Raw genomic sequence first — 20,252 nt, forward strand, 5'->3', positions numbered from 1 at the left:
GAGTGACGGCTCGGAGATAGAACGACGCGAGCAGCGAGGTAACGGCAGGAGCGTCGAGGCGGGACGCGGCCGCCACCGACCGAATCGGCCGCGTGGATTTTAGGCCGGGATACCCTCTAGTTCGACACATGAAAGCGCGGACCGCGTTCGCGGCCATTCTGGTCGGTGTTCTCGCAATCCTGTCGTTCCTCGTCGTCAGGCCCTTCCTCAACTACCTCCTCGCGGCGATTCTCCTCGCGTTCGTCCTCACGCCCTTCCAGCGGCGACTCGCGCCCGAGGTCGGCCCCCGCGTCGCCGCGTTCGCGCTCGTGACGCTGACTGTCCTGCTGTTCGTCGGCCCGATCGGTCTCTTTCTACAGGTCGCACTCGGCGACGTCGGCGATTTGCCGACCGAGGTGAGCGAACTACCGACGTATCAATCGGTCGAGCGAGTGGTCGAGCGGGTCATCGGCGTCCAAATCGGCGCGCGATTCGACCAGATTCTGAGCAACTTCACCACCGCGCTCGCCGAGCGGAGTTCCGGACTGGCGAGCGCGGGCGTCCACTTCACTCTCGGTATCCTTCTGCTCCTGTTCCTGCTCTACTATCTGCTCAAGGACGGCGACACGCTGGTCCGGTGGGCCAAGCGCGTCACCCCGCTCCCGAGACCGGTGCAGGACAACCTCTACGCCGAGGCCGAGGAGGCCACGTGGGCGGTCCTGAAAGGTCACGTCTTCGTCGCCACCGTGCAGGGGTTCGTCTCGGGCCTCGGCCTGTTCGCGCTCGGGATTCCGAACGCGGCGTTCTGGACCGTCGTGATGATGTTTCTGGCGATGGTACCCATCGTCGGCGTCTCGCCGGTCCTCGGCGGCGCGACCATCTTCCTCGTCGTGAACGGCCGCGTCTTCGAGGCCGCCCTCCTCGTCGTCCACGGGATGACGGTCGTGGCGGTCACCGACGACTACCTCCGCGCGCTGGTCATCGACAAGGAGTCGTCGCTCCACTCGGGGGTCATCCTGCTGGGGGTCTTCGGCGCGGCCTACTTCCTCGGAGCCATCGGCATCTTCGTCGGCCCCATCATCCTCGCGCTGTTCAAGGAGACGGTCGAGGTGTTCAGCGACTACTACGATTTGGTCTGAGTCGGCGGATTTCGGTCGATGGGGCAGACCGCCAGAATGCGCTCGGTGGAACAATCCACCAGCAAACGCCCGGCGAATCAGCCGATAGGGCGGGATGAAGGGGCCGCCCGGTCGCGTCCGAAGGACATGGTCGTCTGAACAGGCAACTATTCGGGGCGCGGGCGGTGTCTCGCCGAAGTGAGGCGAGGCTCGGAAGACGCGGTTTGTCTTCCGGCGCGGAGAGCGCCCCGAATATCCTGTTCAGCGACCGCGACCGGGCGGGGGCTTCAAGAAAACAATACTACCGCCCTCTTGCGACTCATGCTCGCGGTCACGTCAAATTAGGAACGACTACCGACTTCCGGGCAAAGAAAACCAGAAAAACTCGATACCGACGAACCTAGTCGTCTTCTTCGGTCGTCGTCTTCTCCAACTCCTTCTCGCCCTCGTAAATCTCCGCGCCGTCCTGCACGACTTTCTCGGCGAGGACGGCGCACTTGACCCGCATCGGGCTGATGTCCACGCCGAGGAGGTCGATGACGTCGTCGCGGTCCAACTCCTGCATCTCCTCGACGGTCATGCCCGTCAGTTCCTTGCTCAGCATGCTCGCGCTGGCCTGGCTGATGGCACAACCGTCGCCGCGGAAGGCGACGCGCTCGATGACCTCCTCGTCTTCGTCTAGCTGTACGTCTATCGTGATTTCGTCGCCGCACATCGGGTTCTCGCCAGCGTGGGAGAAGGTGGCCTCCTCCAGTTCCCCGTAGTTGCGGGGGTTCTTGTAGTGGTCGAGAATCTGCTGGCGGTACATGTCCGAGCCCATGCCCATTGTTGGAAACAGGTAGGGTAGTGTCGCGTAAAAGCGTTGCGCAGACGCAATTTGCCGGTTTCAGACCACGTAGCCGATGAGCGCGGCGTCGATGACCAGCAGCGTGGCGACCAGCGAGTTCGTCCGGAAGGACATCTTGAGACGCGTCGGGAGTTCGCGGGCACCCTCCTCGCGGGCGGTCTTGGTCTCGTACCACGACCAGATGCTCGTCAGCGCGAAGACGCCGTAGAGGGTCATCATGGCGATGAGCGCGGTGCCACGAACCCCCTCGGGCAGTTCGTTGTTGTAGAGGAACCACAGCGCCGCCCCGCCGGAGGCACCCATCACCACGATGCCGCCGAACGCGAACCACTTCAGCGAGTCCAGCACGTCCAGCGCGAACTCGGGCGAGCCGTTTCGCTTCGCCGCCGGGAGGACCAGCATCCCCGTCACGAGGTAGCCGCCGGTCCAGAGGACGGCCATCAGTACGTGAATCGCCATCACGGCCGCAATCGTCCAGTCTACCATGTCCGGAGGGTGTGACGGAACCGCCAAAAAGCGGCCGGTTCGAATCTAACGAGGAGTTCACACCTCGCCGCGGGCCTCGCGCTCGAATCGCTCGGCGAACGCGGCGACGTAATCGCCTCGCTCGGCCGCGATTTCCCGCCCGGCATCGGTGTACATCCGGTCGGGGAGCGCGAGGAGCTTCTTGTGGAGGTGGTTGAACTGCGTCCGGCCCGCCGTCGAGTCGTCCTCCTCGGGCGGCAGGTCGGGGTCGTGCATCGGACTGCCCAGCTCCCCGCCGTAGCAGAAACACCGGGCGACGCCGACCGCGCCGAGCGCGTCGAGGTTGTCGGCGTCGCAGAGGAGTTCGGCCTCGCGGCTCTCGGGTTCCACGTCGTTCGAGTAGCGGTGCGCTCGGATGCAGTGCTGGACCGCCGCGACGGTGTCGGAGTCGGCGTCGAGGTCTCGGAGAATCTCGCCAGCCTCGACCGCGCCCCACTCGGCGTGGTCCTCGATTTCACCGCGGTCCTCCCTCGCTCGGCCGATGTCGTGGAGCCAGACCCCCGCGAACAGCACTCGCTCGTCTACGTCGTACTCTGCGGCGAGCGTCTCGGCGAGTCTGGCGACTCGCCGGACGTGGTGCCAGTCGTGAGCGGGCGACACGCCCTCGAAGTAGGTTCTGGCGCGCTCGCGGACCTCGTCAATCATGGCCGAATCGACAGAGCAACGAGTCAAAAGAGTAACGGAAGCTACGGAAAAGCGGAGACGGGCTTACGCGAACAACTGCCGGGCGTCGTCCACGGCTTCGATTAGCTTGTCGATTTCCTCGGGCGTGTTGTAGACGTAGAACGACGCTCGCGCCGACGCCGCCACGCCGAGTTTGTCGTGGAGGGGTTGCGTGCAGTGGTCGCCCGCCCGGATGGCGACCGCAGAGTCGTTCAGGATAGAGGTCAGGTCGTGAGCGTGGACGTTGTCGAGGTTGAACGAGACCAGTCCGCTCCGGTCGGTCGGGTCGGTCGGGCCGTAGACCTCGATGTCGTCGAACTCGGCCATCCGGTCTAAGGCGTACTCAGCGAGGGCCTCCTCGTGGCGACGAATCTTGTCCATCCCGAGGTCTTCGAGGTACTCGACCGCCTCGGCGAAGCCGACGCCCTGCGCGATGAGCGGCGTCCCGGCTTCGAACTTCCAGGGCACGTCGTGCCAGGTGGTCTCGTCGAACGAGACCTTCCGAATCATGCCGCCGCCGTACTGGAAGGGTTCCAACTCCGCCAGCAGGTCGGCCTTGCCGTAGAGGCCGCCGATGCCGGTCGGGCCGAGCATCTTGTGGGCCGAGAAGGCGTAGAAGTCGGCGTCGATGTCCTTGACGTCCACCGGGCGGTTGGGCACGGCCTGCGCGCCGTCCACGAAGATGTACGAGTCGTGGTCGTGGGCGATGTCGGCCAGTTCCGCGACGGGGTTGACGGTCCCGAGCGTGTTCGAGACGTGGAGGACGCTGACCATCTCGGTGTCGTCGGTGATCAGCTCGGCGGCGGCGTCCATGTCGAGGTAGCCCTCGTCGGTCACGGGGATGTACTTCACGTCGGCACCGGTCCGCTCGCCGATTTGCTGCCACGTGACCAGCGAGGCGTGGTGTTCCATCTCAGTCAGGACGATTTCGTCGCCCGGCCCGAGTTCGTTCAGGCCCCACGCGTAGGCCACGAGGTTCTCGGCCTCGGTTGTGTTCTTGGTGAAGACCATCTCCTCGCGGCCCTCGGCACCGACGAACTCGGCCACCGTGTCGTGGGCCTCCTCGTAGGCCTCGGAGGCCTCTTGGCTCAACTGGTGGATGCCCCGGTGGACGTTGGCGTTGTAGTTGCGGTAGTAGTCAGCGATGGCGTCGATGACCTGATTCGGCGTCTGACTCGTCGCGCCGTTGTCGAGGTAGACGACCTGCTCCCCGTCGAACTCCCGCTGTAGGATGGGGAAGTCCTCCCGTATGCGCTCCGGACTGAGCGCGTCCGATTTTTGCAGTCCCATTGGTCACAGGTAGGGTTTCGAGAAAGAACATTCCTTCGGTCCCGCGGGCGTCCTGTAACCGAAATCGGTTTCGCACGGCCCCAGACGTTCCTCGAGAAGCCCGACACCGAAACCGGACGAGACCGACACCGGAGACCGACAGGGACGGGATTAAGACCCTGCGACCCTATGCCATCGTATGGTCTCGAAACGACGGCTCGGTGCCAGCCTGCTCCTGCTGGGTCTGGCGTTCGTCGGCGCATTTCACGCTGTCGCGGCCATCGCGTTCGACACCGGACTGGCCTCGGTGGGCGCGGGACTGGCCGGAATCTCCGTCCTGTCGCTGATGGTGGTCAACCTCCCGGCGCTCGGCGAAGGGAGTGGAGATGAAGGAGCAGACACCGATGCCGACGCCAACGCCGCGGACGACTGACTCTCGATACCGGTGGCACTCGGGATTCCGCTCTTGTTCTGGACTGCCGACGACGAGGATAGCGACGACGAAGACAGCGGCGACGAATACGACGAGGATGATGAGGACGACGCCGACCGAGACAGCGACGAGGAGGCAGGGAGAATTAAATATATAGCTTTTAGCAATATTTAGAAGATTTTAGGAAACATGAATACAACTCCAGCAAGTAGGGATACGTCTCGAACCGAGACAGCGACGACGCTTGCGGCGAATGCGGCGCAGACCACCCAATCCGGCGCGGACAAGCGAGACGGAGAGGTCTACCGGTCGTGGAAGCGCGAAAAGTGGCCGGAGAGCGAGAACGACAGGAGCGTACCTACGTCCGCAGGAACGGGGCGTGGCAAGTCGTCTCGGAGATACATCTCTGAATCTGTCGACCGAACGTCGAAAGAACGGGGCGAAGGAACGGACCCTTTCGAGTCCGTGGGGAGTAGTTCAACGACGAGGGGTGGTAGCGTAGTACCTGGTCCTACGGACTCGGAATAAAATGCCCTATCCGTAGTATCATCCCAGCTCGCCAGAGGAGCAGTGCGACGATAATCAAGCCAGCGAGAACGATGAGCGACCGGATTAGCTCCCGGATTTCGTTCCCGCGTTCGTCGAGAAGCCGGTTGGCCTTTGTAAACAAGCCGTCCGACCCGGAGCTGAACTCGACTTGGTCTGCGTCCAGACGCTCGATTATCACCACACTACGCTCGCTCTTTCGATTCTCTCGTTCCGAGAGAGATACGGTGCCCTCCTCGTCGCGGTGCACATCGTCTCGTGTGCCGTCAGGGGAGTTTCCCGAATTCACGTTGGGGCACCTGAATATCCATACCTTAGCTACCAACTAAAATGTTCCGACCAATTCGGTTGGGACCAACCGATTCGTTCTTGACCAAATCTTTATTTTGCTAGAGCATGTAAGTCTAGATGGCCATGCCACTAGACCAGCAGAAGAAGGCCTCGCCCAAACAATCAACTACACTTGGCCGAGACTTGATTTTTCGAATACTCGTGAACCAACGGAGGCGATTTGCCCTACAGTATCTTCGCCTTTGCTCGGGTTCGAGAGCGCTCTTGGATTGTTTGAGGGGTATCGTGAATTGGGGTTCCGATTTCGGAGATTGTTTTGTTGATTCTGATTCTGACGGTGACAGACTTGACACGGGCAGAGCTGTCGTGACTGATGGTGGTAAGCACAGTCCCGAATCGTTGAACGAGCGTTTCAGCGACGAAGACGAAGAGAAAATACGTCTAATAGTTCAGGAGACGAGACTGAACCTCATACAGGATATTTTGGCACATCCGTGGATGTCCCCCTCGTTGCAGGAGTTCGACGATTACAACCCCAGTCGGAGCAAAGGAACGCTTTCTGGCCATTTGAAAAAGCTCGTCGAGGGGGGAATACTGCTACGGGTGACACTTCCGCAGGGGGAACAAAAGCGCGACCGACCGAGTACGTTCTACACGCTTTCTGACGCTGGCTACGAACTACTCGACCGTCACGAACTGCTTCTTCCGCGGCAGGAGGAGCTTCGAGCGGAACTCGCTCGAACGGAGAAGACCCAAGAGCTTGTCGAACTGGAAAACGCCCCTCGGCCGACCATCGACGTCGAATACGACCACCCGCTGCAAGGAGATGAAGGGGCGGTCGTGAACCCTGCTGAAATTACTGAAGGGCAGGACGGAACCACCTACGACACCGACGATGGTGACAGCAATGACAACGGAAAAACCAACCGAGATGGGTCAAATCCGGTTTGAAGTACTCGTAGCTCTTTCTTTGACTACTTTTTCCTAATCGGCGTCTCGGAAGACGGTCGAGAGCGGTAGCGACACACTCTGTGAAACCTGTGAGAGACGTGAATGCTCGCCGCGTCGCTACATCCGCAAGAACTGGGCGTGACGAGTCGTCTCGACGTCCAGAACGTTGGCCTCGTCCACGAACCCCTCCCGAATCGCCAACTCGACCGCCTCGGTCCCGACGATGTTGGCGACCGAGGCGCGAGCGAGGCTGTCCACGACGGCCTGCTCGTCGGCCTCGTCGCCGCCGTAGAACTCCTCGGTAACGGTCAGCGAGACGCCGTCGTCCTCGAAGGTCTCGCCCAGCACGTCGTCGTCGCAGACCGCCACGAGGAGTCCCTCGTCAGTCTCGCGCTCCTTGAGAATCATCGTTGTTCTTGCTGTTCCTGCCGTTCCTCGATGAGTTCCTGCTCGGCCTGCTCGCGCATCTCTTCCGCTTCCTCGGCGATTTCCTCGGCCTCGTCGTACTGGCCGAGTTCTTCGAGCGCCCGGGCCTTCTCGTCCAGCACCTGCGAGTTCCGGAGGCCGAGGCGGATGGCGTTCTCGATGCTGTTGAGCGCGTCCTCGGCGAGGCCGCGTTCCAGCAGGAAGAACCCGCGGTTGAACCACGCTTCGGCGAAGCGCTCGTCGATTTCGACCGCCTTCTCGGCGTGTTCGAGCGCCTGCTCGCTCCGGCCCGACTCCCAGAGCGCGTAGGCCAGATTCGTCTCGGCGGTGGCGGCGTGTTCGCTGTCCTCGTCGATGCGGAGGGCCTCTCGGTAGTCACCGATGGCGGCGTCCCACTCTTCGAGTTCGGCGTGGGCCGCGCCCTTGTTGGTCCACGCCTCCTGTTCGAGTTTGCTGTCGTCGGGCGCGAACTGGGCGGCGCGCTCGAAGGTGTCGGCAGCCTGCTCGAACCGATTGATGTTCATGTAGTTCAGGCCGACGTCGATGAGTTCCTCGACGTCCACCTCGTCGGTCGGCACGTTCTGGTCGTCCAGCAGGTCCGCGACGACGCGCGAGTCCACCGGGTCCACCTTGTCGGGGTCGACGTCGAGTTCGGGCGGGTCGAGGTCGAACTCCTCGTAAGGGTCGTCGAATCCGTCGCCCTCGGAGAAGTCGTGGTCCTCTGGGTCGGTCATGTCTCGGGGGTTGGCGTTCGGCGGGGTTAAGAACTACGCTATCGAAATTTACCACCCACCTTCAAGCCCGCGTCCGACGAAAACCCAGAGCGATGAGACTCTTCGTCAGTATCGACCTGCCCGACGAGTTCGCCGACGCGGTCGAGGCGGTCCAAGACGAGTTCGCCGACGCCTCGGGGCTGAGCTTCACCGACCCCGGGCAGGCCCACGTCACGCTCAAGTTCCTCGGCGACGTGAGCCGGGGAGAACTCCCGCGGGTGAAAAACGCAGTCCGGCGCGCGGTCGATTCGGCCGAGGTCGAACCCTTCGAGGCGACTTACGAGGGACTCGGCGTCTTCCCCGACATCGGCTACATTCAGGTTCTCTGGCTCGGCGTCGGGAACGGCGGCGAGGAGATGACGACCCTCCACGAGGCCATCGAGAGCGAGGTGACGAAACTCGGGTTCGACCCGGAGGACCACGACTTCACGCCCCACGTCACCCTCGCCCGGATGGAACACGCTGGCGGCAAGGAGTTGGTCCAAGAGAACGTCGAGGAGCTATCGCCGACCGTCGGCACGACCGAGGTCACGGAGATTCGCCTGACAGAGAGCGAACTAACCGACGAGGGGCCGGAGTACTCGACGGTCGAGTCGTTCGCGCTGGAGTGAGTCGAAGCGACTGTCCCGCGGGCCGCACGCAAAGCAACACGATTTTAAGCCACGGTAGGGAAGTACGTGGTAGCATGAGTAAGAAGTCGAAGGCGAAGAAAAAGCGCCTGTCCAAGCTCGACCGCCAGAACAGCCGCGTTCCGGCGTGGGTCATCATGAAGACGAACCGCGAGACGATGCAGAACCCCAAGCGCCGTAACTGGCGGCGACAGGACACCGACGAATAATGAGCGCGAGTGACTTCGAGGAGCGCGTCATCACCGTACCGCTCCGCGACGCCAAGGCAGAAGCGAAGCACAAGCGCGCCGACAAGGCGATGACCATCGTCCGCGAACACCTCGCCCAGCACCTCAAGGTCGAGGAGGACGAGGTCCGTCTGGACCCCTCCATCAACGAGGCCGTCTGGTCGCGCGGTCGCAAGAAGCCCCCGAGCAAGCTTCGCGTTCGCGCCGCCCGATTCGAGGAAGAGGGCGAGACCATCGTCGAAGCGGAACACGCAGAGTAGAGCTTTGCTCCGCGCCGCCTTTTTCGGGTCGTCGTACGTCGGTGTCTTCGCTCGCGCGACTGACGAGTATCTGCTGGCCCGCCCGGACCTCGAAGACGACGTCGTCGCCGACGTGAGCGACGAACTCGGCGTCGAGGTAGTCCGGACCAACATCGGTGGCTCCTCGACCGTCGGCGCGCTCGCCGTCGGCAACGAGAACGGCCTGCTGGTCAGCAGTCGGGTCACCGACCGCGAGCGCGACCGCATCGAGGACGCCGTGGACGCCGAGGTCACGGAACTCCCCGGCAAAATCAACGCCGCGGGGAACGTCGTCCTCGCCAACGACAGCGGGGCCTACGTCCACCCGGACCTCCCGCGCGAGGCGGTTCAGGCGGTCAGCGACGGGCTCGGGGTAGACGTCGAGCGCGGCGAACTCGCCGACGTGCGGACCGTCGGCACCGCCGCCGTCGCCACCAACGAGGGCGTCCTCTGTCACCCCAAGACCACCGACGCGCAACTCGACCGACTCGAAGACGTACTCGACGTGCCCGCCGACATCGGCACCATCAACTACGGTGCGCCGCTGGTCGGGTCGGGACTGCTCGCCAACGAGAACGGCTACGTCGTCGGACAGGAGACGACCGGCCCCGAGTTGGGACGTATCGACCAGGCGCTCGGCTACATCGAGTAGCGTTCTCGGTCGGTGTGTCTACGGAGGTCACTCCCACCGGTCCAGACTTTCCGTAGCGTAACCCGTGAGAGAATTGCCGGTCACGAGAACGGTCTTGCTTTTCTGGCAGTTGGATTGCCACAACAAGAATTATGGCAACGGACACGATAGTCTCGTGTAGATGAAACAGTCGAAAGACATCCCGACTGCCGAGGATGTTGCAACAGCGGCTGGCGGGGACGTCGATACTGCCAAGGAAGCACTGCGTGCAGTGAAGTTCAACGACGAGTAGAGATATTTGACGCTGATTCTGAGTTGGCCCAGATAGAATGAGTTCGTACGAGTACGAAATACAAACACTCTACGGAGCAGACGTCGTCCCATCGAGTTCGCTTTCTCGGTCGGCAACGACGCGACTTACTGCCGCGAAGCGCGTACTCGACCAGAATTACTACGAAATCGAGCAGTACATCGACGGTGAACTCGAAACCAACCCCGTGTATATCTGTCCGGAGGACTCACGGGAAGACGCAGGGTTCGAGGTGCTACGTCTGCTCCATAACTATCTCTCGTCGCTCTACTCGTTCAACGAGACGATTCGGGTGATTTTCAATCAGAACACAGAGCAGGGCGTAGAGCTTACGAGCGGTTCGTTCACTCCCGCCAGTGGTGGAACCCGAAGTTCGTTCTACGGTCGGAAGTTGAGTTTCCTGAGAGGGCTCCGAACTGATTTTCAGCACGGCGGTTTTTCCTGTCTCTCGTTCGAAAAAGTGGGTGAACTGGGCACCTTCGCAGGATACCACGTCGAGTTCGACAGTGAGACGTTCGTTCAGAACAGTGGTCTCCACGATCCCGAGCGATTTCTAAGATACACAAACGATAACGAGCAGAAGTATCCATTGTGCTTTATTGAGCAATTTCATACTGGTCCGTTGCAAGGATTCTACGGCGAGGTCGAAGAGTGGTTCGAGTAGCTGTTTCTACGGAAGACAATCACTGCGTGTTCTCCGTGTCTTTTTTGGCGTTTGATTAGCTCCTCGTCGGAAATCGTCGTGTCGGGATAGATTCTGCGACGATGAATTGAGACCGAATGTTTATCTGAACACCTGTGCAAACGTTCTTCTGATGGCTCAAGCCGACGACCACCTCCGGCGACTCCTCGCCGACGAACTCGGGGAGTGCTGCGAGGACGACGTGGAAGCCCGACTCGACGACCTGCACGAACTCGACGCCGCGACGGCGGAGAGCAAAGTCGCCGAGCGCGTCCGAGTGCTGTCCGCGCTCGCCAACGACACCCGGTATCGCATCGTCCAACTGCTCGCGGCGGCCGAGGAGGACCGCTGCGTCTGCGAGCTCTCGCCGCTCGTGGACGTGAGCGACAGCGCGATTAGCCACGCGCTCTCGGAGCTGACCGACGCGGGACTGGTCGCCCGCCGAAAGGAGGGCAAGTGGCGCTACTACCGGACGACCGACCGGGCCGAGCGACTCCTCGGGGCGCTGGCGGCGGAAGATAGTCAGGAGGAAGGACGATGAGTGACGGCGCACGAGTCGGTTTCGTCTGCGTCCAGAACGCAGGCCGAAGTCAGATGGCGACCGCCTTCGCGGAGCGCGAGGCCCGCGAGCGAGGTCTGGAGTGGCTCGAAGTCCTCACCGGCGGCACCGACCCCGCCGACCACGTCCACGAGGAGGTGGTCGAGGTCATGGCCGAGCGCGACTTCGACCTCTCCGGGCGGACGCCCCGCGAGGTCACGCCCCAAGAACTGCAGGACTGCGACTACGTCATCACGATGGGGTGTTCGGCCAAAGACGTCTGTCCGGCGACGTGGTCGGGCGAGAACCGCGACTGGGGACTGGACGACCCCGACGGGCGGGACCTCGACGCGGTGCGCGAGATTCGAGACGAAATCGAGACGCGCGTGGGCGAGTTGTTCGAGGAACTGGAGCGCGAGCGCCAGAGCTAACAAATCAATTCTTTAAAAATTAATTTTCAATGTTTAGAAACGATAATTGTTTCTTTGCGGCGAGAGCCACGCCCGACGGTCGCCGCAGAATTGCCACCACCGTCTTCCGGAACCACCGCTCAACCAGCCCCACCACCGCCCGACCAGACTCCATCACCGCCGGGGACCGACCCCGCGACTGGGTTGGATTTCTCCGTCCCCGAGTAGGAAGATTCTTCCCTTCGCGCGTCCCAGATTCCCCCATGAGTGAGTTTACTGTTCGCGGCAAGTTCCAAGCCCGAGACGGCTGGCAGGAGTTCGAGACGAGCATCGACGCAGACAACGAGACGGTAGCCGAGGAGCGGACCTACACCAACTTCGGCAGTTACCACGGCGTCAAGCGCACGCAGATCGAAGTCGAAGAGGTCGAAGGACAATGATGGGCGGCGGAAATCCTGAGCTTCAGGAACTGTCCCAGCAGCTGCAGGAACTCGAAGAACAGCAGGAAGCCCTCGAAGACGAAATCGAGGAGCTCCGCGACGAGAAGAGCGACATCGACGAGGCCATCGAGACCATCGGCGCGCTCGAAACCGGTTCGACCGTGCAGGTTCCCCTCGGCGGCGGCGCACACGTCCGCGCAGAGGTCCAGGACCTCGACGAAATCGTCGTGGAACTCGGCGGCGGCTACGCCGCGGAGCGCGACGAGGAGAACGCGGTCGAGACCCTCGAAAACAAGCAGGACACCCTCGACGAGCGCATCTCGGAACTCGAAGACGAGGTCAGCGACGTCGAAGAAGAGAGCCAGCAGTTGGAGCAGAAGGCCCAGCAACTCCAGCAGCAGCAGATGCAACAGCAGATGCAGCAGATGCAGGGCCAGCAGGAAGAAGACGAGGACGAGTAATCGGCGATGTTCGATAGCCTGAAGGACAAACTCGGGAGTTTCCGCAAGGACGTCGAGGAGACGACCGAGGAGAAGGCCGAAGAGGCCGAGGCAGAGGCGGAAGCCGAAGCCGAGGCCGACGCCGGGGCGCAACCGGCGGAGACCGCCGAGCAGTCGGACGCGAGCGCGGACGACGAATCCGAGGAGGAAGACTCCTCGTCCAGCCGCGGGTTCGCGCAGAAGGCCAAGTCGTTCGCCAAGGGCGAAATCGTCATCGAGGAACAGGACGTCGAGGACCCGCTCTGGGAGTTGGAGATGGCGCTGTTGGAGAGCGACGTGGAGATGAACGTCGCCAACGAGATTCTGGAGAACATCCGCGAGGACCTCGTGGGTGCGACCCGGTCGTTCAACAGCGAGACCGCCGACGTGGTCGAGGAGGCACTCGCCGACTCGCTGCTGAAGGTCATCTCGGTCGGCCAGTTCGACTTCGACCAGCGAATCGCCGAGGCCGACAAGCCCGTCACCATCATCTTCACGGGCGTCAACGGCGTCGGCAAGACGACCACCATCGCCAAGTTGGCCAAGTACTTCGAGGACCGCGGCCTCTCGACGGTGCTGGCCAACGGCGACACCTACCGCGCGGGAGCCAACGAGCAGATTCGAGAACACGCCGACAACCTCGACAAGAAGCTCATCGCCCACGAGCAGGGCGGCGACCCCGCGGCAGTCATCTACGACGCCGTGGAGTACGCCGACTCCCACGACATCGACGTGGTACTGGGCGACACCGCCGGTCGGCTACACACCGACGAGGGCCTGATGGACCAGTTGGAGAAGATCAACCGCGTCGTCGGCCCCGACATGACCCTCTTCGTGGACGAGGCCGTGGCCGGACAGGACGCGGTCCAGCGCGCCAAGCAGTTCAACGAGGCCGCAGAAATCGACGGTGCCATCCTGACGAAGGCAGACGCCGACTCGCAGGGCGGCGCGGCCATCTCCATCGCCCACGTCACCGGCAAGCCGATTCTCTTCCTCGGCGTCGGACAGGGCTACGACCACATCGAGAAGTTCGACCCCGAAAACCTGGTCGAGCGCCTCCTCGGCGACGAGGAGTAGCCCGACAACCGTTTTTTATTAGAACGCGCGGTCTCAGAGCGCGTCGTCTCAGAACGCGCTATCTCGGAGCGCGCCGTCTCAGAACGCGCTATCTCGGAGCGCGCCGTCTCAGAACGCGCCGTCTTCCAGCGTCACGTCCGCGCGCAGCGACGGTTCCAGCGAGTTGTTGACGTGGCAGTAGTCCTCGGCCGCGTCGAGGACCTCCTGCGGGTCGTCCAGCTCCGCCTCGACCGAGAGCGTGAACGAGATGCCTTCGAGGCCGTCGTCGCTCTGCTCGGCGACGGCGTCCACGTCGATGCGCCCAACCTCGCGGACGCCGTTGCGCTTGGCCGCCATCCGGAAGGCGGCGAGGAAACACGACGTGTAGGACGTGACGAGCATCTCGACGGGCGAGGGAGCGTCCGCACCGCCCGCGTCGACCGTGACCTCGTGGTCGCCCACGGTGGATTCGGCTTTGTACCCCTCCTCGGCAGTCGTCTCGACTTCGATGTCGGACATAGTTGTTCGTACTTCGCACTATACTACCCATAACTCTGTTCATCGTGTCGCGTCGTGCGCCGACGTGTCACGGGAGGAGTCGGCAGGAAAAGCCGGAATATGACTCGTTGTGATCGTTTGGGCCACGCGACCGGACAGGGACAGTATTGTAGTACTTTGCGCGCGTGCCCGCGCAAGCGTCAGCAACCGTCGTCCAGACTGCAACCGTCGTCCAGACTGTCGATACAACCGTCGGCTCGATTATCGGTACCGGCGTTCGAGCTGGTCCAGACTGGCCCAAACTGGTCCGGCCAGTCTGGCCTGACCGTCCCGAACCCCGTCTGGACTCATCCGGCCCAACCCCGGACCGCGACCACGACGTTGACTGCGATGAGCGCCGTGGCCACGAGTCCGAGCGTGAACAGTTCGACCGGGAGATTTCGGAACAACACCCAGTACGCGACCGAGAGAAAGCCGAGCGCGGCGACGATATTGTAGGCGTCGGCCGCGAGTTCGCCTGCCAATCCGGTCGTCCCGCCGGTCGAGTCGCCGGCCACCTCCGCGCGTTCGCCGTTCGTTCCGACCGAGTTATCGCGTGCCTTGTTTAAATCGCGTGCCATGCATTGAAGGTATGCGAGAGCAGGTTTCTGACGGGAGAATATAAGCGTATCGGCCGAATACACAAATCAAACTCGTCGTCAAGCGGTTTCACAACGGAGTACGAGAGAACGAATTCAAAGTCGGAACTGATCAGCAGTTCTGATAGAGAAACCGGCGCGGTGCTAGGACACCGCGCAACTAGGCTGCTGCCGTTTCTACTCTTGACTGCAATAGCTGAGTCGGACTCAGCCTCCGGCTACGTGCTATTCTTACGGAGTAAGTTACTTATGTGTTTTGATGAAGACAGTTCGGCTCTAGCCAGCGTCTTCTTTTGTAATATTTAAGAGGTGAAGGCAGGAACCGTCCCATGCGCGGCGCTAGGACGCCGCGCGTGAGAAACAATATGTTGTTGCCAATTCTACTCTTGACCGCGATGGTTGTAGTCGTTCTTCTCAGTCTTCGGCTCGTGCCGAAGCGTTGGAACAGCGTTGACCTGAAGGTCAGGCCGTGGGGTCTGACCGTGTCGGCGGACAGCGACCCCGATAACCCCGAGTAGGGCGAGGGGTCCCCGCCTTGGTCGGGTTCTGAAGTCGAGGTATCTGAACTCCGACGGGACGAGGCGCAGGCTAGAAAAAGCCTTTAACGGCCACGCGGCCTATCGGTAGGTAACAATGGTACTCGACGACCTCGGAAGCTCTCTCCGTGACTCTCTCGGGAAGCTCAGCGGGCAGTCCCGCGTGACCGAGGAGGACATCGAAGAGATCGTCAAAGAGATTCAGCGGTCGCTCCTGCAGGCCGACGTCGAAGTCAGCCTCGTGATGGACCTCTCGGACTCCATCAAGGAGCGCGCCCTCGAAGAAGAACCGCCGGGCGGCACCTCGGCGCGCGACCACGTCCTCAGCATCGTCTACGAGGAGATGGTGGACCTCGTGGGCGAGAGCACCGACATCCCGCTCGAAGAGCAGACCATCCTGCTCGCGGGCCTGCAGGGGTCCGGGAAGACCACCACCGCGGCCAAGATGGCGTGGTGGTTCTCGAAGAAGGGGCTTCGGCCCGCAATCGTCCAGACCGACACCTTCCGGCCTGGCGCGTACGACCAGGCCAAGGAGATGGCCGGGCGCGCCGAGGTCGATTTCTACGGCGACCCCGACGAGGAGGACCCCGTCAAAATCGCCCGCAAGGGTCTCGAAGCCACCAGCGACGCCGACGTTCACATCGTGGACACCGCGGGTCGCCACGCGCTCGAAGACGACCTCATCGACGAAATCGAGGAGATCGAGCGCGCGGTCGACCCCGACCGGAACCTGCTCGTCCTCGACGCCGCAATCGGGCAGGGCGCGAAGGACCAAGCCCGCCAGTTCGACGACTCTATCGGCATCGAGGGCGTCATCGTCACGAAACTCGACGGTACCGCGAAAGGTGGTGGAGCGCTGACCGCCGTCAACGAGACCGACTCGTCCATCGCCTTCCTCGGGTCCGGTGAGACGATTCAGGACATCGAGCGATTCGAGCCGTCGGGCTTCATCTCCCGACTCCTCGGGATGGGCGACCTCAAACAGCTCACCGAGCGCGTCGAGCGCGCGATGCAGGAGACCCAGGAGGACGAGGAAGACTGGGACCCCGAGGACATGCTCAAGGGCGAGTTCACCCTCAAGGACATGCGTCGCCAGATGCAGGCGATGAACAACATGGGGCCGCTCGACCAGGTCATGGACATGATTCCGGGCATGGGCGGCGGACTGATGGACGAACTCCCCGACGACGCGATGGACGTGACCCAAGACCGGATGCGGAGCTTCGAGGTCATCATGGACTCGATGACCGAGGCGGAACTCGAGAACCCCCGCGCCATCGGCGCGAGTCAGGTCGAGCGCATCGCCCGCGGGAGCGGGAAAGACGAGGAGCGCGTCCAGGAACTCCTCGAACAGCACAAGATGATGTCCCAGACGCTCAAGCAGTTCCAGGGCATGGGACAGGGCAACATGGAGCGCATGATGAAGAAGATGCAGGGCGGTGGCGGCGGAGGCGGCGGTGGCGGTATGGGCGGTCTGGGTCCGTTCGGCGACTGAATTCCGACGCACCGCTTTTTTGTTCGGCCAGCGTGAGAGTGGGATAGATGTCCGTCCGCGAAGTCGCCGCGCAGGCGTATCGAGAGGCCCTCCCCGCGCTGTCGGCCAGCGTCGTCGGCGGCCTGTTCGCCGGGGTCGTCCTCGGCGGGATGCGCGCGGAGTTGCGGGCCGTGCCGGGCCTGCTCGTCCTCGTGCCCGCCCTGCTGGCGACTCGCGGGAACGTCTACGGGTCGCTCGGCGCGCGACTCTCGACCGGCCTGCATCAGGGGTTGGTCGAACCCGCGTTCGAGTTCGACGACCGAGTGGCCGCGGCGGTGGCCGCCGCGCTCGGCAACGGAATTCTGGCGAGCCTGTTCGCGTCGGTCGTGGCGTTTCTGGTCCTCGAACTCCTCGCCGCGTCGGTCGCGCCCCTGTCAACTCTGCTTGCCATCGCGCTCGTCGCGGGTCTGCTCTCGGGAATCGCGCTGACCGTCGCAGTCGTCTCGGTCGTGTTCGTCGGGTTCCGCCGGGGCTACAACCCGGACACGCTGGTCGGACCGCTGGTGACGACGACCGGCGACGTGTTCGGCATCTCGTTTCTCCTGCTCGCGGTCAGACTCGTCCTCGCGCTGGGAGGGATGTAGGTGCAGACAGAGTGGAGCGTTCGGGCGATTACCCGGGCGACCCTGCCGGTCCTCCTCGTGCTGACGGTGGTCGAAATCGGGAGCGGCCTCGTGCTGGGGTCGTTCGAGGCGACCCTGCTGACCTACCCCTCGCTGTTGACGCTCGTGCCCGTCACCATCGGGACTGCCGGGAACCTCGGGAGCGTGCTGGCCGCGCGACTCTCGACGGCCTTCCACCTCGGGACGCTCTCGTTCGACCCCGGCGACGACCAACTCGCGGGCAACGCGGTGGCGACCATCGCCCTCGCGCTCACCATCTTCCCGGTCGTCGGAGCGGGCGCGTGGCTCCTCTCGCTGGCGCTCGGGAACGCCAGACTCCCCCTGCTCACGGTCGTCGGGGTCGCGCTGGCCAGCGGCGCGGCGCTCGCGGTGGTCGCCATCGCGGTGACGCTGGTGGCGACCTACGCGGCGTATCGGTTCGAGTTGGACCCCGACGACGTGGTGATTCCGGTCGTGACGAACGCCTGTGACGTTCTGGGCGTGGTGGTGCTGTTCGCGGTGGTGCAGGTGTTGGTCTGAGGTAGTCGTGTCGTCAGCACAAGAGGTTTACCGAACCGAGGAGCAGTCTCGGCCATGCGACGTCGAACCGCCCTGAAAGCCCTCGCCAGCGCGTCGGTCGGCCTGTCGGTCGCCGGATGCCTCGGTGCCGAGGAGGAACCCGGAACAGCGACGAGTCGCACGTCTGTGACGGCGACTCGGACGACCGAGACCTCTCCCGCAACCGAGATGGGGGAAATCAACATGACTGAAACGGCGGAGGCTACGACCGACGACGCGCCGGAGCAGACCCAGACGACGACCCGCGAGTGCCCGCCGAAAGACCAGCCAGCGCCGACCTGCGGCGACGAGTGGGAGCGCGTGAACGCCGCGACTTCTGGTGAGGTTTCTCAAGGGACCGCTGGCGGCTTCGAGGTGACCGCCGACCCGACGACCCTCTCGCCGGGCGACTGCGTGACGTTCAGGCTCACGAACACGGGCGACGAAAGTCGGGTGACTGGAACCAAGCAGAAGTACGGCATCCACCGCAAGACCGCCGACGGCTGGCGGTCGGTGCTGTTCACGAACCGTCGTGGCTACAACTCTCTCGGAATACGCCACGAGCCGAGCGAAGGATTCGTCTGGAAGCGACGATTCTCGCAAGCAGGGCTGTCGAGAGACAGCGAGTACCGTGGAATCCGGGCCTGCGAACCGCTCGAACCCGGCACCTACCGGTTCGTCTACTGGGGCGGCGCGGGGCACTTCGACGCAATCGCCACCGAGTTCGAGGTCACGAAGTAGTCGAGAGAGCTACGTCACGCCGCCGCCGCGCGTCTCGAACTGCTCGTACTCCCGATTCTCGACCACTTGCCGCAACTGCTCGATTACTTCCCACACGTCCTCGTAGCTCGTGTACAGCGGCGCGGGACAGATTCGGACCACGTTCGGCGGTCGGAAGTCCACGACCACCCCGCGCTCCTTGAGGGCCTCGCTGACTCGGTAGGCCTCGGGATGCTCGACGGCGACGTGGCCGCCGCGACGGTCGGGGTTCCGAGGAGTGCCGACGTCGCACTCGTCGAGTCGCTCGTCCACGAGGAACATGAGGTAGTCGGTGAGCGCGAGGGACTTTTCGCGGACCGCCTCGATAGAGGTCTCCTCGAAAATCTCCAGCGACCCCGCCAGCGGCGCGGACGAGAGAATCGGAATCGTGCCGATTTGGTAGGCTCCGGCGTCGTCTGCGGGCGTGTAGGTCGGGTTCATCTCGAACTGGGTCTCCTTGTCGTGGCCCCACCAGCCAGCGAGGGCCGGTCTGACGTCGAAGTGGTCCTCGTTGACGTAGAGGCCCGCGATGGCCCCCGGCCCGGCGTTGAGGTACTTGTAGCTACACCAGACCGCGAAATCGACGCCGATTTCCGAGAGGTCGTGGGGCACGACGCCGACCGAGTGCGCGAGGTCGAAGCCAGCGAGGATTCCCCGTTCGTGGGCGGCCTCGGTGATTCGCTCGATGTCGAGGAGTTGCCCGCTCCGGTAGAGGACCGAGGGCAGGAAGACAATCGCCGTGTCGTCGTCCATCGCCGCGATGACGTCCTCGGTCTCGATGGTCCGGCCGTCTCGGCTCTCGACCACGGTGAGCGCCTCGTCGGGATTGAGGCCGCGCTGGCGCAACTGGGCGCGGACGGCGTAGTGGTCGGTCGGGAAGTCGAGTTCGTCCACGACGATGTTCGCCCGCTCGGCGTCCCGCTCTCGGACCCGGTCGTAGAACGTGCCGACCAGCGTGTGGATGTTGACCGTCGTGGAGTTGGCGACGACGACTTCGGACTCGTCCGCGCCGACCAGCGGCGCGAGGCGGTCGCCCAACTGCTCGCCGTAGTAGAACCACGGCGGGTCGGCGTCGGTCCACCCGCGGATGGCGAGATTCTTCCACTCGTCCACGGCCCGGTCGAGGGCCTCCTCGGCGTCCTCCGACAGCAAGCCCAGCGAGTTGCCGTCCACGTACCACTCGTCCTCGGGGTCGTAGAACCGGTCGGCGAGGTGGGAAAGCGGGTCGGATTCGTCGCGCTCGGCGGCGTGGTCCGCCCCGAGTTCGAAATCCTGGGCGGACTCGTCCCCGGACTCCTCGTCAGCGTTCATGCCGGGAGAGAGCGGCGGAGTCGGGTTAGTAGTTTGGTCTCTGGCGCGGTGTTTGGTCCATCGAAGGTACTTGTGGGAATAGAGGAAGTGCGACGAGTGCGAACCGCGGAATTAGCGTGATGAACGTTTTCTGAAGCCCCCGCCCGCTCGCGGTCGCTCGCCGGGATATTTCCGCGCCTCACCGCAACGCACCGGAAGACAAACCGCGTCTTCCGGGCCGCTGCTCGCTTCGCTCGCAGAGACACCGCAACGGCGCGGAAATAGTCGCCCGCCGAGACGACCACGGGCCTGACGGCCACCGGCGGACAAACCGCG

At 63.2% G+C, this 20,252-nt stretch carries 28 protein-coding genes; 18 read left to right on the forward strand and 10 right to left on the reverse strand.

Annotated features, from left to right (window positions below):
- Window positions 1–128: 128 nt before the first annotated feature.
- The gene (locus tag EPL01_RS01265) at window positions 129–1,118 is read left to right on the forward strand and encodes an AI-2E family transporter (RefSeq protein WP_135823446.1); all 990 of its coding nucleotides are present in this window, start codon (window positions 129–131) and stop codon (window positions 1,116–1,118) included.
- Window positions 1,119–1,497: 379 nt separating this feature from the next.
- Here the strand turns inward: EPL01_RS01265 and sufU are convergent, their stop codons facing one another.
- The 4 genes from sufU to EPL01_RS01285 all read right to left on the reverse strand — a co-directional run bounded on the left by sufU (window position 1,498) and on the right by EPL01_RS01285 (window position 4,422).
- Complete coding sequence (sufU, locus tag EPL01_RS01270; RefSeq protein WP_135823447.1) at window positions 1,498–1,923, reverse strand: Fe-S cluster assembly sulfur transfer protein SufU; 426 nt, start codon at window positions 1,921–1,923, stop codon at window positions 1,498–1,500.
- 60 nt (window positions 1,924–1,983) lie between these two features.
- Window positions 1,984–2,430, reverse strand: coding sequence for a hypothetical protein (locus tag EPL01_RS01275; RefSeq protein ID WP_135823448.1), 447 nt, complete (start codon window positions 2,428–2,430; stop codon window positions 1,984–1,986).
- A gap of 57 nt (window positions 2,431–2,487) precedes the next feature.
- On the reverse strand, window positions 2,488–3,114 hold the full coding sequence (locus EPL01_RS01280; RefSeq protein ID WP_135823449.1) for an HD domain-containing protein: 627 nt from the start codon (window positions 3,112–3,114) through the stop codon (window positions 2,488–2,490).
- A 63-nt stretch (window positions 3,115–3,177) separates the two neighbouring features.
- The gene (locus EPL01_RS01285) at window positions 3,178–4,422 is read right to left on the reverse strand and encodes an aminotransferase class V-fold PLP-dependent enzyme (RefSeq protein ID WP_135823450.1); all 1,245 of its coding nucleotides are present in this window, start codon (window positions 4,420–4,422) and stop codon (window positions 3,178–3,180) included.
- A gap of 178 nt (window positions 4,423–4,600) precedes the next feature.
- Here EPL01_RS01285 and EPL01_RS01290 point away from each other — a divergent pair, with 178 nt between their 5' ends.
- Together EPL01_RS01290 and EPL01_RS21345 are read left to right on the forward strand one after the other, a co-directional pair.
- Window positions 4,601–4,834 (forward strand): hypothetical protein, encoded by a 234-nt coding sequence (locus EPL01_RS01290; RefSeq protein WP_135823451.1) that lies wholly within the window; start codon window positions 4,601–4,603, stop codon window positions 4,832–4,834.
- 12 nt (window positions 4,835–4,846) lie between these two features.
- On the forward strand, window positions 4,847–5,008 hold the full coding sequence (locus EPL01_RS21345) for a hypothetical protein (protein WP_168215765.1): 162 nt from the start codon (window positions 4,847–4,849) through the stop codon (window positions 5,006–5,008).
- 337 nt (window positions 5,009–5,345) lie between these two features.
- Here the strand turns inward: EPL01_RS21345 and EPL01_RS01295 are convergent, their stop codons facing one another.
- Window positions 5,346–5,630, reverse strand: coding sequence for a hypothetical protein (locus EPL01_RS01295; protein ID WP_135823452.1), 285 nt, complete (start codon window positions 5,628–5,630; stop codon window positions 5,346–5,348).
- Window positions 5,631–5,956: 326 nt separating this feature from the next.
- On the opposite strand from EPL01_RS01295, the gene EPL01_RS01300 reads away from it, so the two are divergent.
- Window positions 5,957–6,622 (forward strand): helix-turn-helix domain-containing protein, encoded by a 666-nt coding sequence (locus tag EPL01_RS01300; protein WP_135823453.1) that lies wholly within the window; start codon window positions 5,957–5,959, stop codon window positions 6,620–6,622.
- A gap of 117 nt (window positions 6,623–6,739) precedes the next feature.
- Here EPL01_RS01300 and EPL01_RS01305 read toward each other — a convergent pair whose 3' ends face one another.
- The gene (locus EPL01_RS01305; RefSeq protein WP_135823454.1) at window positions 6,740–7,030 is read right to left on the reverse strand and encodes a DUF424 domain-containing protein; all 291 of its coding nucleotides are present in this window, start codon (window positions 7,028–7,030) and stop codon (window positions 6,740–6,742) included.
- The gene (locus tag EPL01_RS01310; RefSeq protein WP_135823455.1) at window positions 7,027–7,782 is read right to left on the reverse strand and encodes a tetratricopeptide repeat protein; all 756 of its coding nucleotides are present in this window, start codon (window positions 7,780–7,782) and stop codon (window positions 7,027–7,029) included. Before EPL01_RS01310 ends, EPL01_RS01305 begins: the two co-directional genes overlap by 4 nt.
- A gap of 92 nt (window positions 7,783–7,874) precedes the next feature.
- Between EPL01_RS01310 and thpR the strand changes: the two genes are divergently transcribed.
- The 10 genes from thpR to ftsY all read left to right on the forward strand — a co-directional run bounded on the left by thpR (window position 7,875) and on the right by ftsY (window position 13,522).
- Window positions 7,875–8,432: an RNA 2',3'-cyclic phosphodiesterase gene (thpR, locus tag EPL01_RS01315; RefSeq protein ID WP_135823456.1), complete on the forward strand. Its 558-nt coding sequence runs from the start codon at window positions 7,875–7,877 to the stop codon at window positions 8,430–8,432.
- Window positions 8,433–8,506: 74 nt separating this feature from the next.
- Window positions 8,507–8,659: a 50S ribosomal protein L39e gene (locus EPL01_RS01320; protein ID WP_135823457.1), complete on the forward strand. Its 153-nt coding sequence runs from the start codon at window positions 8,507–8,509 to the stop codon at window positions 8,657–8,659.
- A complete protein-coding gene (locus tag EPL01_RS01325; RefSeq protein ID WP_135823458.1) occupies window positions 8,659–8,937 on the forward strand; it encodes a 50S ribosomal protein L31e in 279 nt (92 codons plus the stop codon). Before EPL01_RS01320 ends, EPL01_RS01325 begins: the two co-directional genes overlap by 1 nt.
- Window positions 8,938–8,941: 4 nt before the next feature.
- Window positions 8,942–9,607: a translation initiation factor IF-6 gene (locus tag EPL01_RS01330; RefSeq protein ID WP_135823459.1), complete on the forward strand. Its 666-nt coding sequence runs from the start codon at window positions 8,942–8,944 to the stop codon at window positions 9,605–9,607.
- A gap of 308 nt (window positions 9,608–9,915) precedes the next feature.
- Window positions 9,916–10,560, forward strand: coding sequence for a hypothetical protein (locus tag EPL01_RS01335; RefSeq protein WP_135823460.1), 645 nt, complete (start codon window positions 9,916–9,918; stop codon window positions 10,558–10,560).
- Between the two features lie 151 nt (window positions 10,561–10,711).
- Complete coding sequence (locus EPL01_RS01340; protein WP_135823461.1) at window positions 10,712–11,119, forward strand: ArsR/SmtB family transcription factor; 408 nt, start codon at window positions 10,712–10,714, stop codon at window positions 11,117–11,119.
- A complete protein-coding gene (locus tag EPL01_RS01345; RefSeq protein WP_135823462.1) occupies window positions 11,116–11,547 on the forward strand; it encodes an arsenate reductase/protein-tyrosine-phosphatase family protein in 432 nt (143 codons plus the stop codon). The genes EPL01_RS01340 and EPL01_RS01345 overlap by 4 nt, the downstream gene beginning before the upstream one ends.
- A 242-nt stretch (window positions 11,548–11,789) precedes the next feature.
- Window positions 11,790–11,966: a 50S ribosomal protein L18Ae gene (gene rpl18a / locus EPL01_RS01350; RefSeq protein WP_135823463.1), complete on the forward strand. Its 177-nt coding sequence runs from the start codon at window positions 11,790–11,792 to the stop codon at window positions 11,964–11,966.
- Window positions 11,966–12,427: a prefoldin subunit alpha gene (gene pfdA, locus EPL01_RS01355; RefSeq protein ID WP_135823634.1), complete on the forward strand. Its 462-nt coding sequence runs from the start codon at window positions 11,966–11,968 to the stop codon at window positions 12,425–12,427. The genes rpl18a and pfdA overlap by 1 nt, the downstream gene beginning before the upstream one ends.
- A gap of 6 nt (window positions 12,428–12,433) precedes the next feature.
- Entirely contained in the window at window positions 12,434–13,522 is a 1,089-nt protein-coding gene (gene ftsY, locus EPL01_RS01360) for a signal recognition particle-docking protein FtsY (RefSeq protein WP_135823464.1), read from the forward strand.
- A gap of 108 nt (window positions 13,523–13,630) precedes the next feature.
- Here the strand turns inward: ftsY and EPL01_RS01365 are convergent, their stop codons facing one another.
- A complete protein-coding gene (locus tag EPL01_RS01365) occupies window positions 13,631–14,020 on the reverse strand; it encodes an OsmC family protein (protein WP_135823465.1) in 390 nt (129 codons plus the stop codon).
- 326 nt (window positions 14,021–14,346) lie between these two features.
- Window positions 14,347–14,619 carry a hypothetical protein gene (locus tag EPL01_RS01370; RefSeq protein ID WP_135823466.1) on the reverse strand — a complete coding sequence of 91 codons (273 nt, stop codon included), beginning with the start codon at window positions 14,617–14,619 and terminating at the stop codon, window positions 14,347–14,349.
- 651 nt (window positions 14,620–15,270) lie between these two features.
- Between EPL01_RS01370 and EPL01_RS01375 the strand changes: the two genes are divergently transcribed.
- Genes EPL01_RS01375 through EPL01_RS01390 form a run of 4 tightly spaced genes read left to right on the forward strand, consistent with a single transcriptional unit; the run spans window position 15,271 to window position 18,608 of the window.
- Complete coding sequence (locus EPL01_RS01375; protein WP_135823467.1) at window positions 15,271–16,668, forward strand: signal recognition particle protein Srp54; 1,398 nt, start codon at window positions 15,271–15,273, stop codon at window positions 16,666–16,668.
- Window positions 16,669–16,715: 47 nt separating this feature from the next.
- Window positions 16,716–17,291: a magnesium transporter gene (locus tag EPL01_RS01380; protein ID WP_135823468.1), complete on the forward strand. Its 576-nt coding sequence runs from the start codon at window positions 16,716–16,718 to the stop codon at window positions 17,289–17,291.
- The gene (locus tag EPL01_RS01385; protein ID WP_135823469.1) at window positions 17,292–17,849 is read left to right on the forward strand and encodes a magnesium transporter; all 558 of its coding nucleotides are present in this window, start codon (window positions 17,292–17,294) and stop codon (window positions 17,847–17,849) included.
- A gap of 54 nt (window positions 17,850–17,903) precedes the next feature.
- The gene (locus EPL01_RS01390) at window positions 17,904–18,608 is read left to right on the forward strand and encodes a hypothetical protein (protein ID WP_135823470.1); all 705 of its coding nucleotides are present in this window, start codon (window positions 17,904–17,906) and stop codon (window positions 18,606–18,608) included.
- A gap of 9 nt (window positions 18,609–18,617) precedes the next feature.
- Here EPL01_RS01390 and kynU read toward each other — a convergent pair whose 3' ends face one another.
- The gene (gene kynU, locus EPL01_RS01395) at window positions 18,618–19,937 is read right to left on the reverse strand and encodes a kynureninase (protein ID WP_135823471.1); all 1,320 of its coding nucleotides are present in this window, start codon (window positions 19,935–19,937) and stop codon (window positions 18,618–18,620) included.
- Window positions 19,938–20,252: the final 315 nt, after the last annotated feature.

The organism is Halorussus ruber (assembly GCF_004765785.1).
Classification (GTDB): domain Archaea; phylum Halobacteriota; class Halobacteria; order Halobacteriales; family Haladaptataceae; genus Halorussus; species Halorussus ruber.